Genomic DNA, 20,544 nt, shown 5'->3' with positions numbered 1-20,544 from the left:
GCGAGCTCGTCCAGCGCAGGGTGCGAGATGGGCTTCCGCTCGCAGTGAGTCCATGAGCCGAAGAGCCGGATGCGGGAATTCCGCACGTCCGGATCCGTGGGGGGCCGGGGAGGTAACTCCCCGGTCTACCCGACCAACTTTTGTGAGACCGCGCCCGGAGGGGAGAGGGCCTCAAGCGATGACGGTGAAACTCCCCAGGTCCGAGGCCCTACCGTTCACGAGGGCTTCGACCCGATGCGTGCCCGCGTAGTGCTTCCGGGTCGTCATGGTGGCGAAGGAGATTGACTTCTCGAGGGTGCAGGAGGTGCCGGGGAGGAGATCGACCTTGGAGCCCTTGAAGACCTTGGGACTGGCCGAGCCGTTCGCCTTGATGAAGTGCACGGCGAAGTCGACGACGGCCTGCTGGCGAGTCTTCGCGCGATTGGTGACGGACAGGGTCATGGAGACGCTCTCGCCGAGCCGGATGCGCTTGGGTTTGAACGAGGCCGTCACCTCGAACTCTCCGCCTCCCTGGAATCCGAGCACCAAGAGGGCGCGCGCATCTCCTCGTTTCACGGCGGAGCGGAGCGCGTGGCGGATGATCCACAGACGCTCGGGTGAGGCCCCGTCCTTCCAGCGAGCGCAGGTGTCCACGAGGACCTCCGGGTGGTCCTTGCCGATGTCGTTCAGGTTGTTGGCGACGGAGCGCCGGACGTAGAGCTCGGGGTCATCCTTGAGCAGCTCGAGGAGCGCGAGCACCGGGAGCGGATCCTTCTGGAACGCACGGAGCCGGGAGGCCCAGGGCAGCCGGGGCCGCGTGCCCTCCGAGACGAGCCGCCGGATGTGGACGTTCGGGTCCTTCGTCCACTGGTGGAGGCGCTCCAGGGTTTCGCGAGGGTAGCGCTCGAGGAACGGGCGGATGGAGAACTCGGCGGTGAAGCGCTTGGTGAGCTCGTAGTGGGCGCGCATCGAGGTCTCGAAATGGTCGAGCCCGTGCTCCGCGACGAACAGGGTGTGGGGCAGGTAGATGAACACCCCCATGCCCTGGAATTCCTCGCGTTCGAGCTCCGGCCCGAGCGAGCGCAGGAGGATGCTGGCGGCGCGCTCGAAGTCGGAGGGGAGGGCGCGGTGCATGGCCTGCATGATGTGGCGGGCCCGGCCCAGGAGCTCATGGGCCTCGAGTCCGTCAGAGGCCTCGATCAGGAAGCGTGGCTCCGGGAAGGACGGGTGGGCGCCGCGCAGCATGGCGGCGATGCGCTCCACCACCTCGCGGTCGAAGAAGTTCTTGAGCTGCTCGGGCATGTCTTCCTTCAATCCTCGGAGGGCTCCGCTTCTTGATCCTCCTGCTGTTCCTGCTCGGCTTTTATTCTTTCCCGCTCCTCCCTCAGGCGTGTAAGGGAATGCAAGGTGTGGCGGTTGAATTTCTTGTGATACACGGCGTGGTAACGCTCACCGGCGATGGTTACCAGGAGCATTGGAGATGCGGGATGACTCGTCAGCCACTCCAGGGCTTCCTCCCGGGTGTTGAAGGATGCGGCCACGGGAGGCAGTTGGTTCGAGCTGGAATCATCAAGGAACAGTTCCACTATGTCGTTTCGCGATAACTCGCGAAAACCACTCTCGCGTGAGTACCAGATACTAAAGTACTCGTCTCCAATCAGTACATTGCCACCGCTGGGGGGCTCCGAGAGACTGTTCAGCCAGGCATTTGCTTCCTGGCGGGTGTTGAAGAAGGCGATGGCGAGCGGAGGATTGGAGTAGCGATCCACGAGATAGTTCTCGAATGCTTCGTATTGGTCACTGTCCGCAATGAAGTTGAGCAGATCGATGATGACGAGGGTGTACTGCTTTCGTGCCGGATCTGTCTGCTCATCAAGTTCTCGGAGAAGGAGTGTCATGCCCTGTTGCGACATCGGATCCGCGCGCGCGTTGAATGCAGTGCTTACGTAGGAGGTGCGCGCGGAATCGAGGCTGGCAAGGTAGTCCTCAAAGACGTAGACCTGACCAGTGATGATTGTGAAGTTCCATTGATTTCGTAGGTGTTGCCAGATGGCAATTTCCTCTATTCGTCCGGCCGATTCAGCCGCATGTTGCAGGCTTCCAATCAGGAGCAAGCCGCTATTGAGGAGATCATGGATTGGCATTCAGTACCTCCGCGACCTTTGGGGCAGTGGGCAATTGCGGCAGCGGGTCTGTCGAAGTCACTACCAGGAGTGGTATGAGGTAAAGAACGCCTCCTCCCGAACCTGCAACCGCGGCGACGAATGCCACCCCCGCGATGACGATGATGGAGCCTGTCACGACTTCTTCACGGTGGCTCTGGAGCCAATCAACGGCGGCATCAATTCGCGTAAATTCTTGAGCTTCCTGCTCGGCCCAGGGTCCCTCTCCTTTGATGCACTTTTCATGGAACTCCGTGCAGGTTCTTTGACACCACCAGCCCCTGTTTCTTGCCCATGACCCAAGGTGGACCGGGTACTTCCTGCCTTCTATTGGGATGGGTCTTGGACTGCTTGTGCACAGATTGATGCAACTATTCTGTTGCGCATCGCAGTGAGCGGAGGACGTCGCGACGCGCACGAGCCTTCCATCAAGTCCACCGTGGCTCGCGTGGTAGGGGTATTTCGCCAGGTCGAAGTCCTCGAGGGGTTTCCAGGTGTGGCTCACCCGTCCGTCCGGAGACTCCTCGATGACGAGCACAGACCTGGCCAGTTCCCGCGCGCTCGTAGGGCCGGGGGCCGGGTAGCGGGTGGCGGTACAGGCAGCAAACAGCAGACAGAGGACCGCGGCGCCGAGCCTCCGTGGCGCCAGAATCGTTTTCATGGGGGGCATGTACCTTCTGGTGTGTTGGGGGGGCGGACCCTAGCGCGACTCGAGCGCCCGGCGGTAGGTGGCCAGGGTCCGCCGCGCGCAGTCTTCCCAGTTGAAGAGCGCGGCTCGCTCGCGGCCCTTCTCCGACAGCTCGCGGCGCAGGGCATCCTCCCGCAGCAGCTTCAGTGCCGTCTCCCTCCACGCGTTCGCGTCCTCCGGCGGGAGCAGCAGCGCGGCTTCGCCCACCACCTCGGGCAGGGACGTGGCTCTCGCCACCACCGCCGGTGTCCCGCACGCCATGGCCTCCAGCGGCGGCAGCCCGAAGCCCTCGTAGCGCGAGGGCATCAACAGTGCCGTCGCCGCTCCGTACAGGCGCGGCATGTCGTCCTCGGGCAGGTCCGCCAGCTCGATCGTCGACTCCGGGAAGCCCAGCTCCCACACCGCGCCCTTGCCCGCCAGCAGCACGATGGGCACCGGCAGCGACGGGGCAATCTCCGCCAGCATCCCCAGGTTCTTGAAGGCCTTCGTGTTGCCCACCGCGAGGAAGAAGCGCGGCGGCAGCCCCCGGCGCTCGCGGAAGTCCTTCAGCTCCGAGGCCGTCGATGGCTGGTAGCGCGCGTCCACCCCATTCGGAATCACCTGCAGCTTGTAGGGCGACAGGCCGAGCTCCCTCGCCAGCTCCGCGCGGGAGAACTCGGACACGGTGATGAGCGCCCGGGCCGTCTTCGCCCTCGGGCCCACCACCAGCTTGTAGTAGGCGCGCTGGCCCAGGCCGTATTCCGCCGACAACACCAGGTGGTTGGCGTCGTGCAGCGTGGCCACCAGCCGCCCCGGCCACAGCGCCGGCATCGAGAAGGACGTCGCGTGGAACAGATCGGGCGCCAGCCGGACGAGCGAGGCGGCGAGCGCCGGCTGCTCCAATGGCGACAGGAAGCCCACCGGGCAGCGGTGCAGGGGGATGCGCGGCGTCAGCGCTCCCAGCCCCGCCGGCAGCCCCTCCGGGCCCGTCAGGCCACTGAAGCTCAGGTCCGGCGCCAGCTCCGGCAACCGGCTCGCCAGCTCCAGCGCATAACGCGCGATGCCGTGCAGCCGGCCACGCACCATCCGCAGGTCGATCAGGACGCTCGCCACGGAGGTGGCCCTACCACACGCGCGGACCCAAGTGGGGCGCTCGATTGGCTGGTTGTCGGCAAGCGGGCCCGGCGGTGGTACAAGGCCCGCCCGTGAAGGTCGCCCTCGTCCATGACTGGCTCGTCACCCAGCGCGGCGGTGAGCACGTGCTCGAGGCACTGTGCGAGCTGTTCCCGCAGGCGGACATCCATACCCTCGTGCACCGTCCCGGCGTCGTGCACCCGCGCATCGAGTCGCGGCCCATCCATACCTCCGTCCTCCAGCGCATCCCCCGCATCCACAAGCTCTACCGCCACTTCCTCCCCGTCCTCCCCCAGGTCATCGAGTCCATGCGCCTGGAGGGCTACGAGCTCGTCATCTCCTCCAGCCACTGCGTGGCCAAGGGCATCCGCAAGCCGCCCGGAGCGAAGCACCTCGCCTACGTGCACGCGCCCATGCGCTACATGTGGGACCTCTTCGATGACTACTTCGGGCCGGGCCGCGCCTCGCTGCCGGTGCGCGTGGCGGCGCACGCCGTCCGCCCGTACCTCCAGAAGTGGGACCGCGAGAGCACCGCGGGCGTGGATCGCATCCTCGTCAACAGCCAGCACATCGCCGGCAAGGTGCAGCGCTTCTGGGGCCGCGAGGCCTCCGTGGTCTACCCGCCCATCGCCTTGGACCGCTTCTGCCAGCACCCGCTCGAGGGGCTCGGCCAGGGCGGCTACTACCTGTGGCTCGGCGCCTTCGCTCCCTACAAGCGGCTCGACATCGCCCTGGAGGCCTTCCGCCACCTGGATGCCCCGCTGTGGGTGGTGGGCACCGGCCAGGAGGCGGCGAAGCTCACCTCGGGGCCGCTGCCCTCGCACATCCGCTTCCTCGGCGCCGTGCCCAACGAGGCGCTCGCCGGCCTGTACCGCGACGCGCGCGCCCTCATCTTCACCCCCGAGGAGGACTTCGGCATCGTCCCCCTGGAGGCCCAGGCCAGTGGCCGCCCCGTCATCGCCTACGGGCGGGGTGGAGCGCTGGAGACGGTCAGCCCCCGCACGGGCCTCTTCTTCGACGAGCAGACGCCCGACGCCCTGGTGGAGGCCGTGCGCCGCTTCGAGCAGTGGGAGCCCGCCTTCCAGCCCGCCGACGCCCGCGCCCAGGCCGAGCGCTTCAGCCGCGCCACCTTCCTGCGCTCGGTACAGGCCGAGGTGGACGCGCTGATGGGCGCTCCGTCCGTCCCCGCCCGCCGGGCCGCCGTCCCCTGAGACCCCTGACACCGGTGTCGGGGTGGGCGCTTTTTCCGAGGGGCCCGCCTCCGTCTCCGGGGCTCGCACCGTTGGCCACAAGCCCGGGCAACCCCTTGGATTCCGGGCGATTTTCATGGTAGGAGCCCACCCGGCCGCATGGGCTGTCCGCTACCGGACGGCGCGTGGGAGCGGGGTGCGACGATTGCAGGTCGCGGCCGAGCGTCTTGCAGGCCACAGAAGGAGGCCCGCGTGTTCAACCGGTTCCAGCGCTTCTATACGTCCATCAAGGTCGCCGCCGACGTGGTGATGCTGACGTTGGCGTTCGCGCTCGCCTACGTCAGCCGCTTCGAGGGCCCCATCCCCGTCTACTACGGCCTGCCCGCCGTGGAGGAGACGCTGCTGTCGCTGGCGACGGTGCTCATCGTCTTCCCCGTCACCTACCGGCAGGCGCGGCTGTACGCCACCAACCGGGCGCGCACGCACATCGGCGAGGTCTTCGAGGTCTTCAAGGCCACCATCATGGCCACCCTCATCGTGGTGGCCCTCACGTACTTCACCCGTGAGCGCTACTCGCGTCTGATGCTGGCCTTCATCGCCGCCTACTCGTTCGTGGGCGTGTCCGCGGTGCGGCTGGTGCTGCGCGGGGTGCTCAACGAGGTGCGCCGGCGCGGCTTCAACCTCAAGTCCATCCTGGTCATCGGCGCGGGCGAGCTGGGCCAGCGCGTCATCGAGACGGTCGAGGGCCACAAGGAGCTGGGCTTCCGCGTGGCCGGCGTGCTCACGCTGCGCCCCGAGAAGGTGGGCCAGCAGGTGCGCGGCGTACCCGTGCTGGGGCTCGTCAAGGACGTGGACGCCGTGCTGGATGCGCACCCGGTGGACCAGGTCATCATCGCCGTGCCGCTCGAGGAGCAGGCCGCCGTCAAGCCGCTCATGGAGCAGCTGGCGCTGCGCACCGTGGACGTGAAGGTGGTGCCGGACCTCTACCAGTACGTCACCCTGTACGGCGGGCTCGAGGAGTTCGGCGGGCTGCCCATCATCAGCCTCCAGGGCGATCCCATGTCCGGCTGGAACATGGTGGCCAAGCGCGTCTTCGACATCCTCTTCGCGCTGGTGGCCATCGCCGTGAGCGCCCCCATCATGCTGGCCGTGGCCATCGCGGTGAAGCTCACCAGCCGCGGGCCCCTGCTCTATGCCCAGGAGCGCATGGGCCTGGACGGCGACACGTTCCACATCCTCAAGTTCCGCACCATGCGCGTGGACGCCGAGTCCTCCGGCGCCAGGATGGCCAGCAAGGACGACCCCCGGCGCACGCCGATTGGCACCTTCCTGCGCAAGTACTCGCTCGACGAGCTGCCCCAGTTCTTCAACGTGCTGATGGGGGACATGAGCCTGGTGGGCCCGCGCCCCGAGCGGCCCGTGTTCATCGAGGAGTTCAAGAAGCAGATTCCCCGCTACCACCTGCGCCACAAGGTCAAGGCCGGCATCACCGGCTGGGCGCAGATCAACGGCCTGCGCGGGCAGACGTCCATCCAGAAGCGGATTGAATACGACCTGTACTACATCGAGAACTGGTCACTGCTGATGGACCTGAAGATTCTCATCCGCACTGCACTGGGCGGCTTCCTGTCGAAGAACGCCTACTAGCTCGCAGAGCGTCCGGGCGGGTGTGTGGGCTGCCGCACGCCCGGGGCCGAGACTCCTGCGCTCCCGAGGGCGGACCGGTCTAGTATCCGGGGCGCATGGCTGAACAACAGCTCGGAGCGCATCTGGTCCGCAAGGGCCTCATCACGCAGGCGCAGCTGGATGAGGCGCTGAAGTCGCAACTCATCTACGGCGGCAGCCTGGGCACCAACCTGGTCGAGCTGGGACTGCTCGACCTGGGCGCGTTGGGGCAGGCCCTCGCGGACACGTACCACTTCCCGCTCGCGGCGGACGCGGAGCTGGAGGCGGTGACGGCCGAGACGATCGCGCTGCTCAAGCCCGAGCAGGTGCGCAACCACCTGGCGTTCCCGCTGGCCCTCGAGGGCCGCCGCCTGCGCGTGGCCATGGTGAATCCGCAGGATCCCAAGCACGTGGACGGGCTCGGCTTCGCCACGGGCATGCGCATCGTGCCGGCGATTCTTCCCGAGCTGCGCCTCTTCGAGCTGCTGGAGAAGCGCTACGGCATCCCCAAGCCGCAACGCCCCGTGCGTCCGGGTCAGCCCAAGCCCGCGGTGGGGCAGGGGGCTCCCGTCGCGCAGCGGCCCACGTCGTTGTCCCCGCTGACGCCCACGCCCGCCTCGGCCCAGCCGGCTCCGGCCGCTCCCGCGCGGCCCGTGGCGCCGGGGGCTCCGGCTCCCGTGGCTCCGGGTGCGGCGCAGCCTCCTGTCGCCGGTGCTCCGCGTCCCGGCGGCGCGCCGGTCGTGGGTCCCGCTCCGGGTTCCAACCCTGGAATCCACCCTCCAGCGGCGTCCGCCGCGGGCCAGCCCCCGGGCATGCGGCCCTCGCCCGTGGCTCCCGCCGCGGCCCCCGGTGTTGCCGCGAAGCCTGCTTCCGCTCCGGTGGTGGGTGCGCCCGCCGCTCCGGGTGCCGCGCCCGGTGCCGCCGTGGCTCCGAGGCCTCCGGCGCCCGTGGGCGGTGCTCCGGTGCCAGGGGCTCCTGCGAGTGCTCCGGCCGGGGCCGTGGCGCCTCGTCCGCTCGTTTCGTCTGGCGCGCCGGGGAGTGCACCGGCTGGCGCCGCACCTGCTCCGTCTCCCGCCGCTGCCGCCGGGCCGGGCGCGCCCGCTGGTTCGCCGGCCGGAGCCGCGGCTCCTCAGGCCGCTGCCGCGCCGAGAGCCCCTGGGGCACCGGGCGCGCCAGGGGCTCCGCCCTCCGCGACCGTGCCTCCGCGTCCGGCGGCTCCCGCTGGCGTGTCTGGAGCGCCTGGATTGCCGGGTGCCGCAGCGCAGCCCGTGGTGGCGAAGCCGCCCGCGGGTCCGGCTCCCTCGACGCCTCCCCAGCCGGGAGCACCGGTGGCCGCGAAGCCCGCGGGTGCCACTCCGGGCGTGGCTGGCCCCGCGCAGCCGCCCGGGCAGAACCTGCCTCCGGGCATGATGCCTCGGAGCGCTCCGGGCACGGCTCAGCCGGGAGCCCCGAGTGCCGCCGCACCGGCTCCAGGCGCGAGCGCGGGCCAGGTTCCGCCGCAGGCCGTGCGTCCTCCGGCTCCCGCGGGGGCGCCTGCTGCTCCTGGTGCTCAGGTTCCTCCCGGTGCTCCCGCTGGGGCGCGTCCTCCCGTGGGCGCTCCTCCTCCGGGCGCCGTGGCTCGTCCCGCTCCCGTGGGAGCGCCGCTCCCGGGGGCTCCTGCTCCCGCGCCGGCGCAGGGTGGGGCGGTGCCTCCTGCTGGCGCTGCTCCGGCGACGGCTCCCTCGGCCACCGCGACGGCTCCGGGAGCGGGTGCGTCGCCTCAGCCCGTGCCCGCTCCCAAGGCGGCGGCTCCGGGTGTGGCGGCTCCGCAGCCCGCGCGCGCCCCCGTGCCTCAGCCCGCCGCTCCCGTGGCACCTCGGGCTCCAGCCGCTCCCGTGACCGCCGCGCCGCAGTCCACGCCCACCGCGCCGCAGGCCGCGATGCCTGGAAGCGCTCCGTCCGCTCCGGTTCCGGGGCCGGCCCAGAGCACGCCTCCCGCTCAGCCCGCGCCCGCGCCCGAGTCCAGGCCCGTGGCGGCTTCTCCGGACATCGCTCGCAAGCCCGAGGCTCCCTCCACGCCAGCGCCCGTGGTGGCTCCTCCGGTGGCTTCGGCTCCTGCCTTCGCGCAGGCTCCGGCGTCCGCGGCTCCGCCTTCGACTCAGACCATCTCCTTCCCCGTCACGCTCAAGGACGCACCCTTCCCGACACTGGACGCCGAGCCGGAGCAGGAGAAGCGAGCGGTTCCTCTGCTGGCGGAGGAGCCCCCCACTGCTCCCTCCCTGGCGCCCGCGGCCCCCGCTGCCAACGCGCAGCCGTCTCCGAAGGTCGAGTCCACGCCCAGTGCTCCGGCTCCCGCGCAGGCGCCGAAGAAGGCGGAGTTCGTGGCCCCTGTCGCGGTGCCTCCTTCCGGGACGCCTGCTCCGGCACGTGAGCCCCTCTCGGCCAGCCCGGTGGCGCCCGCGCCCGTCGCGGAGCCGGCCCCCGCGTCTCCCGAGCGCAGGCCCCGGACCGTGACCGTGCAGCCCGTTGAGCTCCCCTCGGAGCCCGCTGGAGACATGCAGGTGGCGTCGCACCTGGAGCTCATGGACTGGCGCCAGTCGGAGACGGCGGACGCCGCGGCGGGTGCCGAGTCCTCGCCTCCCTGGACACGGCGGGCCATCGAGGTGGACTTCTCGTCGGACGAGGCCAGCCCCACCGAGGCGGGCGTCTCCGAGGCGGAAGGGGAGGTCCCCCTGGCGTCCGTGCACGAGTTCATCCCGACCTGGGATCCCTCGGCCGAGCCGCCCCCCGAGGAGCCAGAAGCGAGTGCACCGCCCGAGGAGCGCTTCGCCGGATGGGAGGACGACAGCACGGCAGCTCCGCGGAGTGCTCCGGTTGTGGACTCGGAGCGCATCCAGCTGGTGCAGTTCCAGGAGTCGCTCGAGGCCCTGCGGCAGGCGACGACCCGGGGCGAGCTGGGCAAGGTGCTGCTGGACTACTGCCAGGGGCGCTTCCCGCGAGGCTTCCTGCTGGGCGAGACGTTCGGCTACGCCCGCGTGGGCCGAGGCTACGGTCCGGGCAGCGACAAGCACGAGGTCTCGGCGTTGCAGGTGGACCTCGAGGCGCCCTCGCTGCTGGCCATGGCCGCGGCGGGGGGCAGGGCCGTCGTCTCCAGCGTGCCGGAGAGCCCGGTGGACGAGCAGCTCTTCGCCGCCCTGGGCGAGTCGTTCTCGCACTTGATGGCCGCGCCCATCCGCCTGCACCAGCGTACGGTGGGCTTCGTCGTCCTCGACAGCGGGCCCTCTCCGTTCGGTGCCGAGGAGCTCGATGAGCTGGAGCAGCTGCTCTCCGCGGCCTCCGAGGCCTACGGCCGGCTGCACGACGCCTCGTCTTGAGATCGGGGGCGTCCGTGCCCGTCCTGCTGCTCTCGCCGCGGTTCAGTGACGATTCGATTGCACTCGCCACGGAGTCCTCGCGCCTCTCATGGCGCGTGCATCGGTTGCACGATCGGCGTCCTCCCGCCCGGCTGGCCGAGGAGGAGCTCGTCTTCTACGGCGAGTCGTTGCTGACGGATACCGTCGGGAAGAGGTTGGGGCTGGCACTGCTCGAACCCGCCGCTGATACGCTGTCGCTGCTGCCCGCGGAGCATGTGCGCCGGGACGTGCGCTTCACCACGCTCGGCGCGGCTCGGAGTGAGCGCTTCCCGCGATTCGTCAAACCCGCGGATGAGAAGCAATTCCGCGCGGCGGTCTACCCGTCCGCCGAGGCGCTTCCTGGTTCTGAAATTCTAGAAGACAGTCTGCCCGTGCTGACCGCCGAGCCCGTGCGCTGGCTCGACGAGTACCGCTGCTTCGTGCTCGAGGGCCAGGTCGTGACCGCGAGCCCTTATGCCTGGATGGGTGAGCGCGAGGAACTCCCACGGGCTGGGTTTGATCTGGACGCGGCGAGGGCCTTTGCCTCGGAAGTGATCACGAGGGCAGGGGACTCGTTTCCTCCCGCGGTCGTCCTCGATGTGGGGCGTATGGAGGGACGCGGGTGGGCCGTGGTGGAACTGAACCCCGCCTGGAACTCGGGCCTGTATGCGTGTGACCCGGCTGGAGTGCTGCGCGTGCTCCAGCGCGCCTCGGGGACACAGCGGGCATCTTCTCCCTTTGATGCACGGTGGCTGCGCCCACTGCCCGATATCGAGGGTTAGGACTCTGGCGTAAATTAGTTGACCAACTTCAAGCATCGCCGCACAGCGGAACAATGCCATATCATTGGTCGTTTAATTTGCGCCGGAGTCCTTAGGTCAGCCCGTCAGATGACGTGGGCAACCTCGGCGTGGAGTGGCTTGATCTTCAGTGGGCCGGTGATGCGGTCCATGGCCGAACCTCTGGGTCGAGGACCTCTGCGGCCGACGTCTTGAATCCTCACGCTGCCGATGGTCCTTTGGATGAGCAGAAATAGTCGGAGTTGCGCGCTTGACGCGGGGACGCCATGAAACCTCGTGAGGTTCGCCTGCGGTGAAGGCATCAGGGAGGCTATGCGCCGTAAGGGTTCCAGCCCGGTGAAGGAGAGGTGTGTGGTGACGTCCTGCAATGGGCGTTTCACCTCCAACGCGCGAGTCACTGAAGTGCCAGGACGCTGTTTGACTGGGGTGAGTAGACACAGGATGTGCTGCCACCCCAGCAGCTGCGCAAGCGAAAGATGGCGGAGCAGGAATTGGCGCCCCCGATGATGGCAAGGAGCGCTCAACTGACGCTCAGTAATCAGGACCGTCGTCGATGGGGCAGCTCACAGTCCTTCCATCACAGTTGTAATCTCGACCACCGCACGGCTCAAAGGCCCCTGGATGGTAAGCAGAACTCGAATCGTTGCAGTCGCCTCCGCGAGTGGCATACCCAGTGGGCTTGGAGCACGCCAGCGTCGTCGTACCCGTCGCTCCGTAGGTGTCTGCATCCGCATCCCGGTAGAACGTCGTCTTCACGCCTTCATCGACATTCCCGTCACAATCGTTGTCCTTCCCATCACATACTTCGGTGGCTCCAGGCTTGATGCTTGAGTTTGAGTCGTTGCAGTCGCCTCCGCGAGTGGCATACCCAGTGGGCTTGGAGCACGCCAGCGTCGTCGTACCCGTCGCTCCGTAGGTGTCCGCATCCGCATCCCGGTAGAACGTCGTCTTCACGCCCTCATCCACTTGAGCATCGCAATCGTTGTCCAGGCCATCACAGACCTCTGCCGCACCTGGCCTGATGGCAGCATTCCCGTCGTTACAGTCCAGAGCGTTCGCGACGTAGCCCGCGAGTTGCCGACAGTTCTGTATCCAACTGCTCGGGTTTCCATACCCATCGCTGTCTGCGTCGCGGTACCACGTCTGCAGTAGTAGATCCTCATCCACTACGCCATCGCAGTCGTTGTCCAGACCGTCGCAGACCTCACTGGATGCAGCCACTGTCTGCACGCAGTGGAGCGCGCTGCTGGTGCAGTAGGTCACGCCAGCGGCGCAAACACCCAGCTTCCCCGTTGAGCAGGTCTGCATGCCTCCCGGATTGTCTTCGTCGCGCTCTCCATCACAGTCATTGTCCAACCCGTCGCACCGCTCAGTGGATGCCACATTGTTCTGCACGCAAAGCACGCGGCCATTGGAACAAGCGGTCGTTCCCGCGGCGCACTCGCCCTTGAGACCTGTCGAGCAGACCAGGTTGCCTCCCGGGTTGCCGTCGTCCACGGTCCCATTACAGTTATCATCGACGCCGTTACACACCTCGGCCGCACCAGGGTGGGTGGTCGGCGAGTAGTCATCGCAGTCCACCTCCTCCACGAAACCAGGCGACGGCGTACAGGCCTGTTCTGCGATATACTGATCGCCGAAACCGTCTCCATCTCCATCGAAGTAAAAGGTGTTGAAGAGCTGGCTTTGCACCATCGTCCCGCTGCTGAGACCGGTCCCATCGCCGAGTTGGCCCTGACCGTTGTTGCCCCAGGCCCACACCGGACAACCCGGACGCACCGCTAACGAGTGCTGGGCACCGGCAGCAATCGCCTTCGCATCACCCAGACCTGCCACCTCCACGGGCACGGCGCTGTTCTCCGTCTTGCCGTTACCAAGCTGGCCATAGATGTTTTGTCCCCAAGCCATCACGGAACCGTTCCCCATCCTGGCCATGGAGAAGTAGTGGCCGGCGACGATGGACGCGGCAGCGGTTACCCCACTCACTGGGATGGGAACCAGCGTGGGAGTCGTGCTGGTACCACCGCTGCCCAGCTGCCCGACGCTATTTTGGCCCCACGCCCACACGTTGCCGAACTGCTCATCAATCACCAGCGAGTGGCCTGCTCCCGCGGCAATGGCTACGGCGCGGGGTAGGCTCGTCACCCGTGTCGGAACGAACACGGCGCTGCTGGTGGCGCCAGTCCCCACTTGGCCGGAGGTGTTCAACCCCCAGGCCCAGACGCCACCGCCTGTGTCCAATGCCAGCACATGGTTGACTCCGGCGGCAATGGCGCGGATGGCCGGAATTCCGGCCACTTTCACGGGCGAGGGCACCGAAGCACTGGCGGCGCCCGTTCCCACCTGTCCGGCTGTATTCTGTCCCCAGGCCCACACTTGGCCGGCCCCATCCAAGGCCAGTGAGTAGTTGCCACCCGCCGCGATGTTCCGAATGCCAGACAGCCCCTCCACCTTCGTGGGAATCAGCACCGTGCCTCCGACGCTGCCCATGCCCACCTGCCCGGAGGCATTCTGGCCCCAGACCCACACTTGACCGTTCAGGTCCAGGGCAAGTGAGTGGCCAATGCCGGCGGCGATGGCCTTCGCCGCAGGCAGACCCGACACCGGAGTGGGGATGGGGACGATGAGCCCACTGATTCCCAACCCGAGTTGTCCGTACTGGTTCTGGCCCCAGGCCTGCACCTGCCCGGTCTTGCCCAACATCAGGGAATGGTAGGACCCAGCGGCCACCATTTCCGGTACTGTCACGGCTGCGAGTTCCTGCGGCTTCGCCGTGAACATCGCGTCCGAGATGATATCTTCTTCCAGTTGCGGCGAACCACAGCCCAAAGCAACCATGGCCAGAATGGCCGTACACCACCGAAGACAGGGTCGAGAGCCCCGCGTGTACTGCTTTTTCAAGACGTTTGCTCCTGAGGACCAACCATGAACCTTCCTCTCTCGCTGTATGAATGCTTACATACTTGGCGTCAACCACTTTTTATCCCTTGGCGACAATCACACTACCCCATCGGGTTGATGCCCTGACTGCGTTCGCTTCGTCGTGGTTGTTGTCAGGTTGAGACATCCCCTCATAATCTGAGACATCCTCTCGTGATTTGAGGCATCCTCTCGTGATTTGAGGCATCCTCTCATGATTTGAGACATCCCCTCGTAATCTGAGGCATTCTCTCGTGATTTGAGGCATTCCCTCATAAAAGGGGCTCTTCTGTTGCGCTCATGGGTTTCCCCGATGGATGGTGTTGGTGTTTCACGACGAAAGACGACCGACATGAGACGCTGAGGGCCGCGTTCCTGTGAGCCATCGCTGGCAACTGCCTTGCACAACACGCTGCCCCGGTATGGGCAGGGGAGGAACGGACAGCACCATAACTATAGGAGAGTCGGGCGGTGGCGTGGGTCGGGTGGAGAGGCTGCTGGGCGTCAGTGGCATACGGGTACGAGGTGCCCGCTTCGAGTTCCGAGGTGTGGTGGTGTCAGGCGATAGGAAGATTGACCCCCCTCGGCGACAGTAACTCTGACCCCCAACCCACCTGCTGTGAGGCCTCTGACCTCACACAGTCAGCCCACTGCCCGCGACGAAGTCGCTGTCCAGAGGCGCGTAGCGACTCGCGAAAGCGATCCTGACCTGCACAGTACCGCAGGCTCGGGGCACGCGAGGTAGGGTGCTGTGCGCTGAACCAAGGGTTCAACGTTAGTGGCGCGAGGGGGTCGTTTCTGCTGTTGCTTTACACCCTGCGGCAGGGGGAGAAGCTGCGCGAGGTGCGGCGGCTCAACAGGCGGCTGTACCGCGCGTACCTGCTCAAGCAGTGCGCAAGCACAAGCAAGGCATTGTCGCCTACAGCGAGACGGGGTTGAGCAACGGCGTGGTGGAGGGGCTCAACAACAAGATTCGACTCGTCATCCGCCGGGCGTATGGCTTTCGCAACATTGCGGCCCTAAAGGCCATGGTGTTCCTGTGCTGCGGGGGGCTGATGTGAACGAAAAGGCCCCGGTACGTGTGTACCGGAGCCTCTTTGACTCGTGGGTTCATGTCCGGGCTTCGCGTAGACCCTCACCCCGTCCCTCTCCCAGAGGGAGAGGGGAGTGGGTTGAACCCGAGTTCTTCCGATACCCTCACCCCGTCCCTCTCCCGGAGGGAGAGGGGATATTGGGATGAGATGGATCAGTGGGCTCCGGGGCTCAGCTGCAACCGCTCGTCGTGCCGCAGTTGCTGCACTTGTAGCAGGCCCCGTTGCGCACCATGATCTCGCCGCACGTGTGGCACGGCGGCGCGTCCGCCTGGTTCAGGTACGTCTTGCGCGGCGTCGACATCGGCAGCGCCACCGCCGTCACCTGCACCGGCTTCACCGCCGGCTCCGCCACCACCTGCTTCTCCACCGCCTCTTCCACGCCGTCGGCCTGCTCGCTCGGCAGGAACTTCAGCGACAGCCACCGGAAGATGTAGTCCACGATCGACTTGGCGATCGGCACCGCCGGGTTGCCCGTGAAGCCGCTCGGCTCGAAGCGCGTGTGGCTGAACTTGTCCACCAGCACCTGCAGCGGCACCCCGTACTGCAGCGCCAGCGACACCGCCGTGGCGAAGCTGTCCATCAGCCCGCTCACCACCGAGCCTTCCTTCGCCATCACGCAGAAGAGCTCGCCCGGCGTCCCGTCCTCGTACATGCCCACCGTCAGGTAGCCCTCGTGGCCACCAATCGAGAACTTGTGCGTGATCGCCTGACGCTCGTCCGGCAGCCGCCTCCTCATCGCGTTGGCGTCCTTCACCGCCGCCAGCGCCGGCTCGGCCACCGCCGCCTTCGTGTCCTTCACCTTCTCCTTCGACGTGTTCAGCGGCTGCGTCCGCTTGCACCCGTCGCGGTACACCGCCACCGCCTTCAGGCCCATCCTCCACGCCTCGATGTACGCCTTCTCGATGTCCTCCACCGTGGCGTCCGACGGCATGTTCACCGTCTTCGAGATGGCTCCCGACAGGAACGGCTGCGTCGCCCCCATCATCTTCAGGTGGCCCATCCAGTGGATGCTGCGCTGGCCCTTCGCCGGCTTGAAGGCGCAGTCGAACACCGGCAGGTGCTCGGGCTTCAGGTGCGGCGCGCCCTCGATCGTCTCGTGCTTGTCCAGGTAGGTGATGATGTCCTGGGACTGGGTCTGCGGGTAGCCCAGCTTCTCCAGCGCCTGCGGCACCGTCTGGTTGACGATCTTCAGCATGCCGCCGCCCACCAGCTTCTTGTACTTGATGAGCGCGATGTCCGGTTCAATCCCCGTCGTGTCGCAGTCCATCATGAAGCCGATGGTGCCCGTGGGCGCCAGCACCGTCACCTGGCTGTTCCGGTAACCGGACTCCGTGCCCAGCGCGAGCGCCTCGTCCCACGCCTTCTTCTGCGCCTCGAACAGCTCCGCGCTCACACCCTCGGGCGACACGTTGTACGCCGCCTTGCGGTGCTTGCGGATGACGCCGAGGAACGGCTCCTCGTTCTTCGCGTAGCCCGCGAAGGGCCCCATCTTCCCGGCCATCCGCGCGCTCATCGCGTACGCCTCGCCGCACATCAGCGAGGTGATGGCCGCCGCGTAGTTGCGGCCCGCGTCCGAGTCGTACGGCAGGCCCGTGGCCATCAGCAGCGCGCCCAGGTTCGCGTACCCCAGGCCCAGCGGCCGGAACGCGTGGCTGTTCTGGGTGATCTTCTCCGACGGGTACTTGGAGAACCCGACGATGATCTCCATCGCCAGCAGCACCACGTCCACCGCGTGCTTGAAGGCGGCAACGTCGAAGTCGCCGTCGATGGTGCGGAAGTGCATCAGGTTCAGCGACGCCAGGTTGCAGGCCGAGTCATCGAGGAACATGTACTCCGAGCACGGGTTGGACGCGTTGATGCGGTCCGTGTTCGAGCAGGTGTGCCAGGTGTTGATGGTGGTGTCGAACTGCAGGCCCGGATCACCGCACAGGTGCGCCGCCGCGGAGATCTCCCGGAACAGCTCGCGCGCCTTGAAGGTGTCCATGGGACGCCCATCGCGCACCGCCCGCGTCGTCCACGCGCTGTCGTTCATCACCGCGCGCATGAACTCGTCCGTCACGCGCACCGAGTTGTTCGAGTTCTGGAAGAACACCGACGAGTACGCCTCGCCGTTGAAGCTCGGGTCATACCCGGCCTCGATCAGCGCCCAGGCCTTCTTCTCCTCGTTGGACTTGCACCGGATGAAGTCCAGCACGTCCGGGTGGTCCGCGTTGAGGATGACCATCTTCGCCGCGCGCCGCGTCTTGCCGCCGCTCTTGATGACACCGGCGAACGCGTCGAAGCCCTTCATGAAGGACACCGGGCCGGACGCCGTGCCGCCACCGGCCAGCAGCTCCTTGCTCGAGCGGATGGTGGACAGGTTGCTGCCCGTGCCCGAGCCGTACTTGAAGAGCATGCCCTCCGTCTTCGCCAGCCCGAGGATGGACTCCATGGAGTCCCCCACCGAGTTGATGAAGCACGCCGAGCACTGCGGGTGCTCCTCCACGCCCACGTTGAACCAGACGGGGGAGTTGAACGCCGCCTTCTGCCGCAGCAGCAGGTGCGTCAGCTCCGCGTGGAACGTGTCCCGGTCCGTCGCCGTGGCGAAGTAGCCGCCCTCGGCGCCCCAGCGCGTCAGCGTGTCCACCACGCGGCCCACCAGCCGCCGCACGCTCGTCTCTCGCTCCGGCGTCCCCGGCGTCCCACGGAAGTACTTCGACGCCACCACGTTGGTGGCCAGCATGGACCAGGACTTGGGCACCTCGATGTTCTTCTGCTCGAACACGGACTTGCCGTCCTCGCCCGAGATCGACGCCGTCCTCAGCTCCCACGCCAGCTCGTCCGCGGGATCCACCCCCGGCGTCGTGAAGACGCGCTCCACCGTCAGTCCGCCAGCCGGGGCTCTCGTCTTCAGCCCCGCCACCGTCTCCTTACCGTCCATTGCTGCTGCCGTGGCGCTCAGGTCGCGTTCCATGGTCCCTCCCACTGCTTTCACCCAACGTATGACTGCAAAATTTGCAAAAAGCCAAGCCCGCGAGATCTCTCGGGATCGAGTGATCTCGTTTCGACACGTCCCGCCCCGGTGGGGCGAGGTGCGTGGCGATGGTTCAATCTCTTGTTTTTTGGGATTCCGCCTGGCTGCTGGCTCGGCGGCTAGGTAGGCAAAGGTACGATCTTCGATCCGGGCTCGTCAAGGTTCTAGGCCCCCCAGATCTAGTGTCCGCCGCCATTGCACCACCTATGGATAGGGGAGTGTGACCGATTGGACGGTCCACGTCCGGCTCTCCGCCCCCGGTCCGGAAGCGGGTCGGGGGTGGCGATCTAAAGCCTGCCCGGCTGGCGATCAACTCTCTTGCGCAGCCGTTCGTGCAGTGGATCGTCAGGTGATGACGAGTCATGTAGTGTCACTCCCGCGAAAAGGCCGATGATCACTAGCGGATGTTTGCTGTGAGTCTGTGCATGGATCGTCCGGCCCGCCAGGCCTCGTGGCAAGAAAGGGGCAGGAGCGTCACGGGCGGGTTAGTCGCTTTTGGACGAAAGGCGCGTTAAGGGGACGACATGCCCCCCTTCAAGCGTCACGTATTCGTCTGCACCAACCGCCGCCCGGATGGGCACCCCAAGGGCTGCTGCGCCACCAAGGGCGCCGAAGAGGTCCGCGCCCGCTTCAAGGAGGAGCTGGAGAAGCGGGGGATGAAGGGGCAGATGAGGGCCAACGCGGCTGGATGCCTGGACACGTGCGCGTTCGGCGTGTCGGTGGTCGTCTACCCCGAGGGCACGTGGTACGGCGGGGTGAAGCCCGAGGACGTGCCCGCCATCGTCGACGAGCACCTCGTGGGCGGTCAGCCCGTGGAGCGGCTGCTGATGCCGTTCTCGCGCAAGAAGGCCGGGGAGTAGGCCCCGCTCAGTCGAAGATGTTGAGGAAGTCGAACACGTTGCCGCTGCGGCTGCGCTCCTCGAAGTAGCAGAGGTCCACCATCAGCGCGGCGGCGAGCACCAGCTGGCGCAGCCGGGGGTCGGTGAGGCCCGGTTGGAACTCCACGCCGAAGAAGTCGGAGTCGGTGAACATCTCCCGGGCCAGCCCGCTCCACTTCTTGCGGATGGTGGCCACCTCCTGGCCGTTCTGCTTCACGCGGAACGTCCACGGCCGCCACAGCGGGCCCTCCAGCGTGGCCAGCACCGCCCCCCCGGGCGTGCAGATATCGAAGGTGCGGTGCAGCAGCCCGAAGCGCTGTTGGATGATGCCCATGAGGCGCCCGTCCCAGGCCTTCACCTCCACGTACGTGAAGAAGAACGTCCAGGGCTGCTCGAGGCGCAGGGCGAGCGTGCCCCCCTTCGTCATGAACTCCAGCTCCACCCGGCGGAAGGGCCAGAAGTTGCGCAGCAGCGCGTTGCCCCAGCCCGAACCCGTCTCGCCGATGTACAGCATGAACTGGCCATTCTGATCGATGGCCTCGTAGCGGTTGCCCGTCTCCCAACCCACGAGGATCTCCGCCCACTCGTGGATCTGCCGGATGCTCAGGCTGGAGCCCTCCAGCAGGGGGCCCAGCGCGTCACGGACCTCCGGGCCCATGTAGCGGATGTCTCCTGGCGCCCCACGGCCCGCGCCCGGCTCGGCGAGCGCTGTCGGCTGCACACGCTCTTCCGGCGCGGTGCGCCCCTTCCAGTCCAGCTCCAGCTCGCTGTCACCCTTCGGCTGCCGATGGTCGTTCGACATGCCGGCGAGGCTAGTCCGCCCGCTCCCAAGAAAAAAGGCGGCGGGCCCGGGGGCCCACCGCCTTCCTTGCTTCATCCAGCGTGCTGGAGCCTAGCTGCGGCGGGAGCCGAACAGGCGCAGCAGCGAGATGAAGAGGTTGATGAAGTCCAGGTACAGCGTCAGCGCGCCCACGATGCTCAGCGTGGCGGCGGAGCTGTAGCCCGAGTCGGCGTGCATCTCGCGCAGCTTCTGGGTGTCGTACGCGGTGAGGCCCGAGAACACGAGCACGCCCGCGCAGCCGAGCACGAAGTTCATCATCGGGCTCTGCACGAACACCTGCACGATGCTGGCGATGACGATGCCGATGAGCCCCATGAAGAGGAAGGTGGACCAGCCGCTCAGGTCCTTCTTCGTGAAGGTGGCGAAGGCGCTCATCGCACCGAACGCACCCGCGCTCATCAGGAAGGCATTGGCGATGGAGCCGCTGGTGTAGACGTAGAAGAGCACCGAGAAGGTGAGCCCGGTGAGCACGGAGTAGGCCATGAAGAGCGTTCCGGCCACCGCGCCGGAGAGCCGCGCGGCCATGCCCGACAGGGCGAACACCAGCCCGAGCTGCGCGAAGAACAGCAGCCAGCGGAACTGGGCGATCTTCAGCACCATTTCCGGCGAGGCGGCCGTGAAGAGCGCCACCAGGCCCGTCACGGAGAGGCCGGCGAACATCCAGCCATACACCCGCGACATGAACGCACGCCGCGACTCCTGCACGGCGGCATCGCTCACCATGGGGCGCGACATCTGAAACCCGGGAGATTCCCAAGCCATAAGAATTCTGTGTCCTTTCCTTGCGACAGGACGGGTCTCCCCGCCCGGCACCGGTGTTTATAACGCAGC

At 67.0% G+C, this 20,544-nt stretch carries 14 protein-coding genes; 6 read left to right on the top strand and 8 right to left on the bottom strand.

Annotation, left to right across the window (positions count from 1 at the left end; genetic code table 11):
• Positions 1–171: 171 nt before the first annotated feature.
• Genes VFZ09_RS23960 through VFZ09_RS23945 form a run of 4 tightly spaced genes read right to left on the bottom strand, consistent with a single transcriptional unit; the run spans position 172 to position 3,894 of the window.
• A complete protein-coding gene (locus VFZ09_RS23960; protein ID WP_329729961.1) occupies positions 172–1,281 on the bottom strand; it encodes a DNA alkylation repair protein in 1,110 nt (369 codons plus the stop codon).
• Between the two features lie 8 nt (positions 1,282–1,289).
• Entirely contained in the window at positions 1,290–2,123 is an 834-nt protein-coding gene (locus VFZ09_RS23955; RefSeq protein WP_329729960.1) for a hypothetical protein, read from the bottom strand.
• Positions 2,110–2,802: a hypothetical protein gene (locus VFZ09_RS23950; RefSeq protein ID WP_329729959.1), complete on the bottom strand. Its 693-nt coding sequence runs from the start codon at positions 2,800–2,802 to the stop codon at positions 2,110–2,112. Before VFZ09_RS23950 ends, VFZ09_RS23955 begins: the two co-directional genes overlap by 14 nt.
• A gap of 39 nt (positions 2,803–2,841) precedes the next feature.
• On the bottom strand, positions 2,842–3,894 hold the full coding sequence (locus VFZ09_RS23945; protein WP_329729962.1) for a glycosyltransferase family 1 protein: 1,053 nt from the start codon (positions 3,892–3,894) through the stop codon (positions 2,842–2,844).
• Between the two features lie 119 nt (positions 3,895–4,013).
• Here VFZ09_RS23945 and VFZ09_RS23940 point away from each other — a divergent pair, with 119 nt between their 5' ends.
• The 4 genes from VFZ09_RS23940 (at position 4,014) to VFZ09_RS23925 (ending at position 10,950) form a co-directional block, all read left to right on the top strand.
• Positions 4,014–5,153 carry a glycosyltransferase gene (locus VFZ09_RS23940; protein WP_329729958.1) on the top strand — a complete coding sequence of 380 codons (1,140 nt, stop codon included), beginning with the start codon at positions 4,014–4,016 and terminating at the stop codon, positions 5,151–5,153.
• Between the two features lie 231 nt (positions 5,154–5,384).
• The gene (locus VFZ09_RS23935; protein WP_329729957.1) at positions 5,385–6,779 is read left to right on the top strand and encodes an undecaprenyl-phosphate glucose phosphotransferase; all 1,395 of its coding nucleotides are present in this window, start codon (positions 5,385–5,387) and stop codon (positions 6,777–6,779) included.
• A gap of 95 nt (positions 6,780–6,874) precedes the next feature.
• The gene (locus tag VFZ09_RS23930) at positions 6,875–10,150 is read left to right on the top strand and encodes a hypothetical protein (RefSeq protein WP_329729956.1); all 3,276 of its coding nucleotides are present in this window, start codon (positions 6,875–6,877) and stop codon (positions 10,148–10,150) included.
• Positions 10,151–10,164: 14 nt separating this feature from the next.
• Positions 10,165–10,950 carry an ATP-grasp domain-containing protein gene (locus VFZ09_RS23925; RefSeq protein ID WP_329729955.1) on the top strand — a complete coding sequence of 262 codons (786 nt, stop codon included), beginning with the start codon at positions 10,165–10,167 and terminating at the stop codon, positions 10,948–10,950.
• Positions 10,951–11,499: 549 nt separating this feature from the next.
• On the opposite strand, the gene VFZ09_RS23920 is transcribed toward VFZ09_RS23925, so the two are convergent.
• Entirely contained in the window at positions 11,500–13,869 is a 2,370-nt protein-coding gene (locus VFZ09_RS23920) for a MopE-related protein (RefSeq protein ID WP_329729954.1), read from the bottom strand.
• Between the two features lie 908 nt (positions 13,870–14,777).
• Between VFZ09_RS23920 and VFZ09_RS23915 the strand changes: the two genes are divergently transcribed.
• Complete coding sequence (locus VFZ09_RS23915; RefSeq protein WP_329729953.1) at positions 14,778–14,948, top strand: transposase; 171 nt, start codon at positions 14,778–14,780, stop codon at positions 14,946–14,948.
• A gap of 202 nt (positions 14,949–15,150) precedes the next feature.
• On the opposite strand, the gene VFZ09_RS23910 is transcribed toward VFZ09_RS23915, so the two are convergent.
• The gene (locus VFZ09_RS23910; protein WP_329729952.1) at positions 15,151–17,934 is read right to left on the bottom strand and encodes a vitamin B12-dependent ribonucleotide reductase; all 2,784 of its coding nucleotides are present in this window, start codon (positions 17,932–17,934) and stop codon (positions 15,151–15,153) included.
• Between the two features lie 584 nt (positions 17,935–18,518).
• Between VFZ09_RS23910 and VFZ09_RS23905 the strand changes: the two genes are divergently transcribed.
• Complete coding sequence (locus VFZ09_RS23905; RefSeq protein WP_329729951.1) at positions 18,519–18,854, top strand: (2Fe-2S) ferredoxin domain-containing protein; 336 nt, start codon at positions 18,519–18,521, stop codon at positions 18,852–18,854.
• 7 nt (positions 18,855–18,861) lie between these two features.
• Here VFZ09_RS23905 and VFZ09_RS23900 read toward each other — a convergent pair whose 3' ends face one another.
• Positions 18,862–19,674 (bottom strand): phospholipid scramblase-related protein, encoded by an 813-nt coding sequence (locus tag VFZ09_RS23900; protein WP_329729950.1) that lies wholly within the window; start codon positions 19,672–19,674, stop codon positions 18,862–18,864.
• Between the two features lie 90 nt (positions 19,675–19,764).
• Entirely contained in the window at positions 19,765–20,475 is a 711-nt protein-coding gene (locus tag VFZ09_RS23895; protein WP_414640737.1) for a Bax inhibitor-1/YccA family protein, read from the bottom strand.
• Positions 20,476–20,544: the final 69 nt, after the last annotated feature.

The organism is Archangium sp., from assembly GCF_036277355.1.
Lineage (GTDB): Bacteria > Myxococcota > Myxococcia > Myxococcales > Myxococcaceae > Archangium.
Note: the sequence above shows the minus strand (reverse complement) of the source record. Positions and strands in the feature narration are given on the sequence as shown.

What these genes read in the sequence shown, in the direction of transcription:
- VFZ09_RS23960 (WP_329729961.1), bottom strand. Translation starts at nt 1,281, where the DNA reads ATGCCCGAGCAGCTCAAGAACTTCTTCGACCGCGAGGTGGTGGAGCGC.
- VFZ09_RS23955 (WP_329729960.1), bottom strand. Translation starts at nt 2,123, where the DNA reads ATGCCAATCCATGATCTCCTCAATAGCGGCTTGCTCCTGATTGGAAGC.
- VFZ09_RS23950 (WP_329729959.1), bottom strand. Translation starts at nt 2,802, where the DNA reads ATGAAAACGATTCTGGCGCCACGGAGGCTCGGCGCCGCGGTCCTCTGT.
- VFZ09_RS23945 (WP_329729962.1), bottom strand. Translation starts at nt 3,894, where the DNA reads ATGGTGCGTGGCCGGCTGCACGGCATCGCGCGTTATGCGCTGGAGCTG.
- VFZ09_RS23930 (WP_329729956.1), top strand. Translation starts at nt 6,875, where the DNA reads ATGGCTGAACAACAGCTCGGAGCGCATCTGGTCCGCAAGGGCCTCATC.
- VFZ09_RS23910 (WP_329729952.1), bottom strand. Translation starts at nt 17,934, where the DNA reads ATGGAACGCGACCTGAGCGCCACGGCAGCAGCAATGGACGGTAAGGAG.
- VFZ09_RS23905 (WP_329729951.1), top strand. Translation starts at nt 18,519, where the DNA reads ATGCCCCCCTTCAAGCGTCACGTATTCGTCTGCACCAACCGCCGCCCG.
- VFZ09_RS23900 (WP_329729950.1), bottom strand. Translation starts at nt 19,674, where the DNA reads ATGTCGAACGACCATCGGCAGCCGAAGGGTGACAGCGAGCTGGAGCTG.
- VFZ09_RS23895 (WP_414640737.1), bottom strand. Translation starts at nt 20,475, where the DNA reads ATGGCTTGGGAATCTCCCGGGTTTCAGATGTCGCGCCCCATGGTGAGC.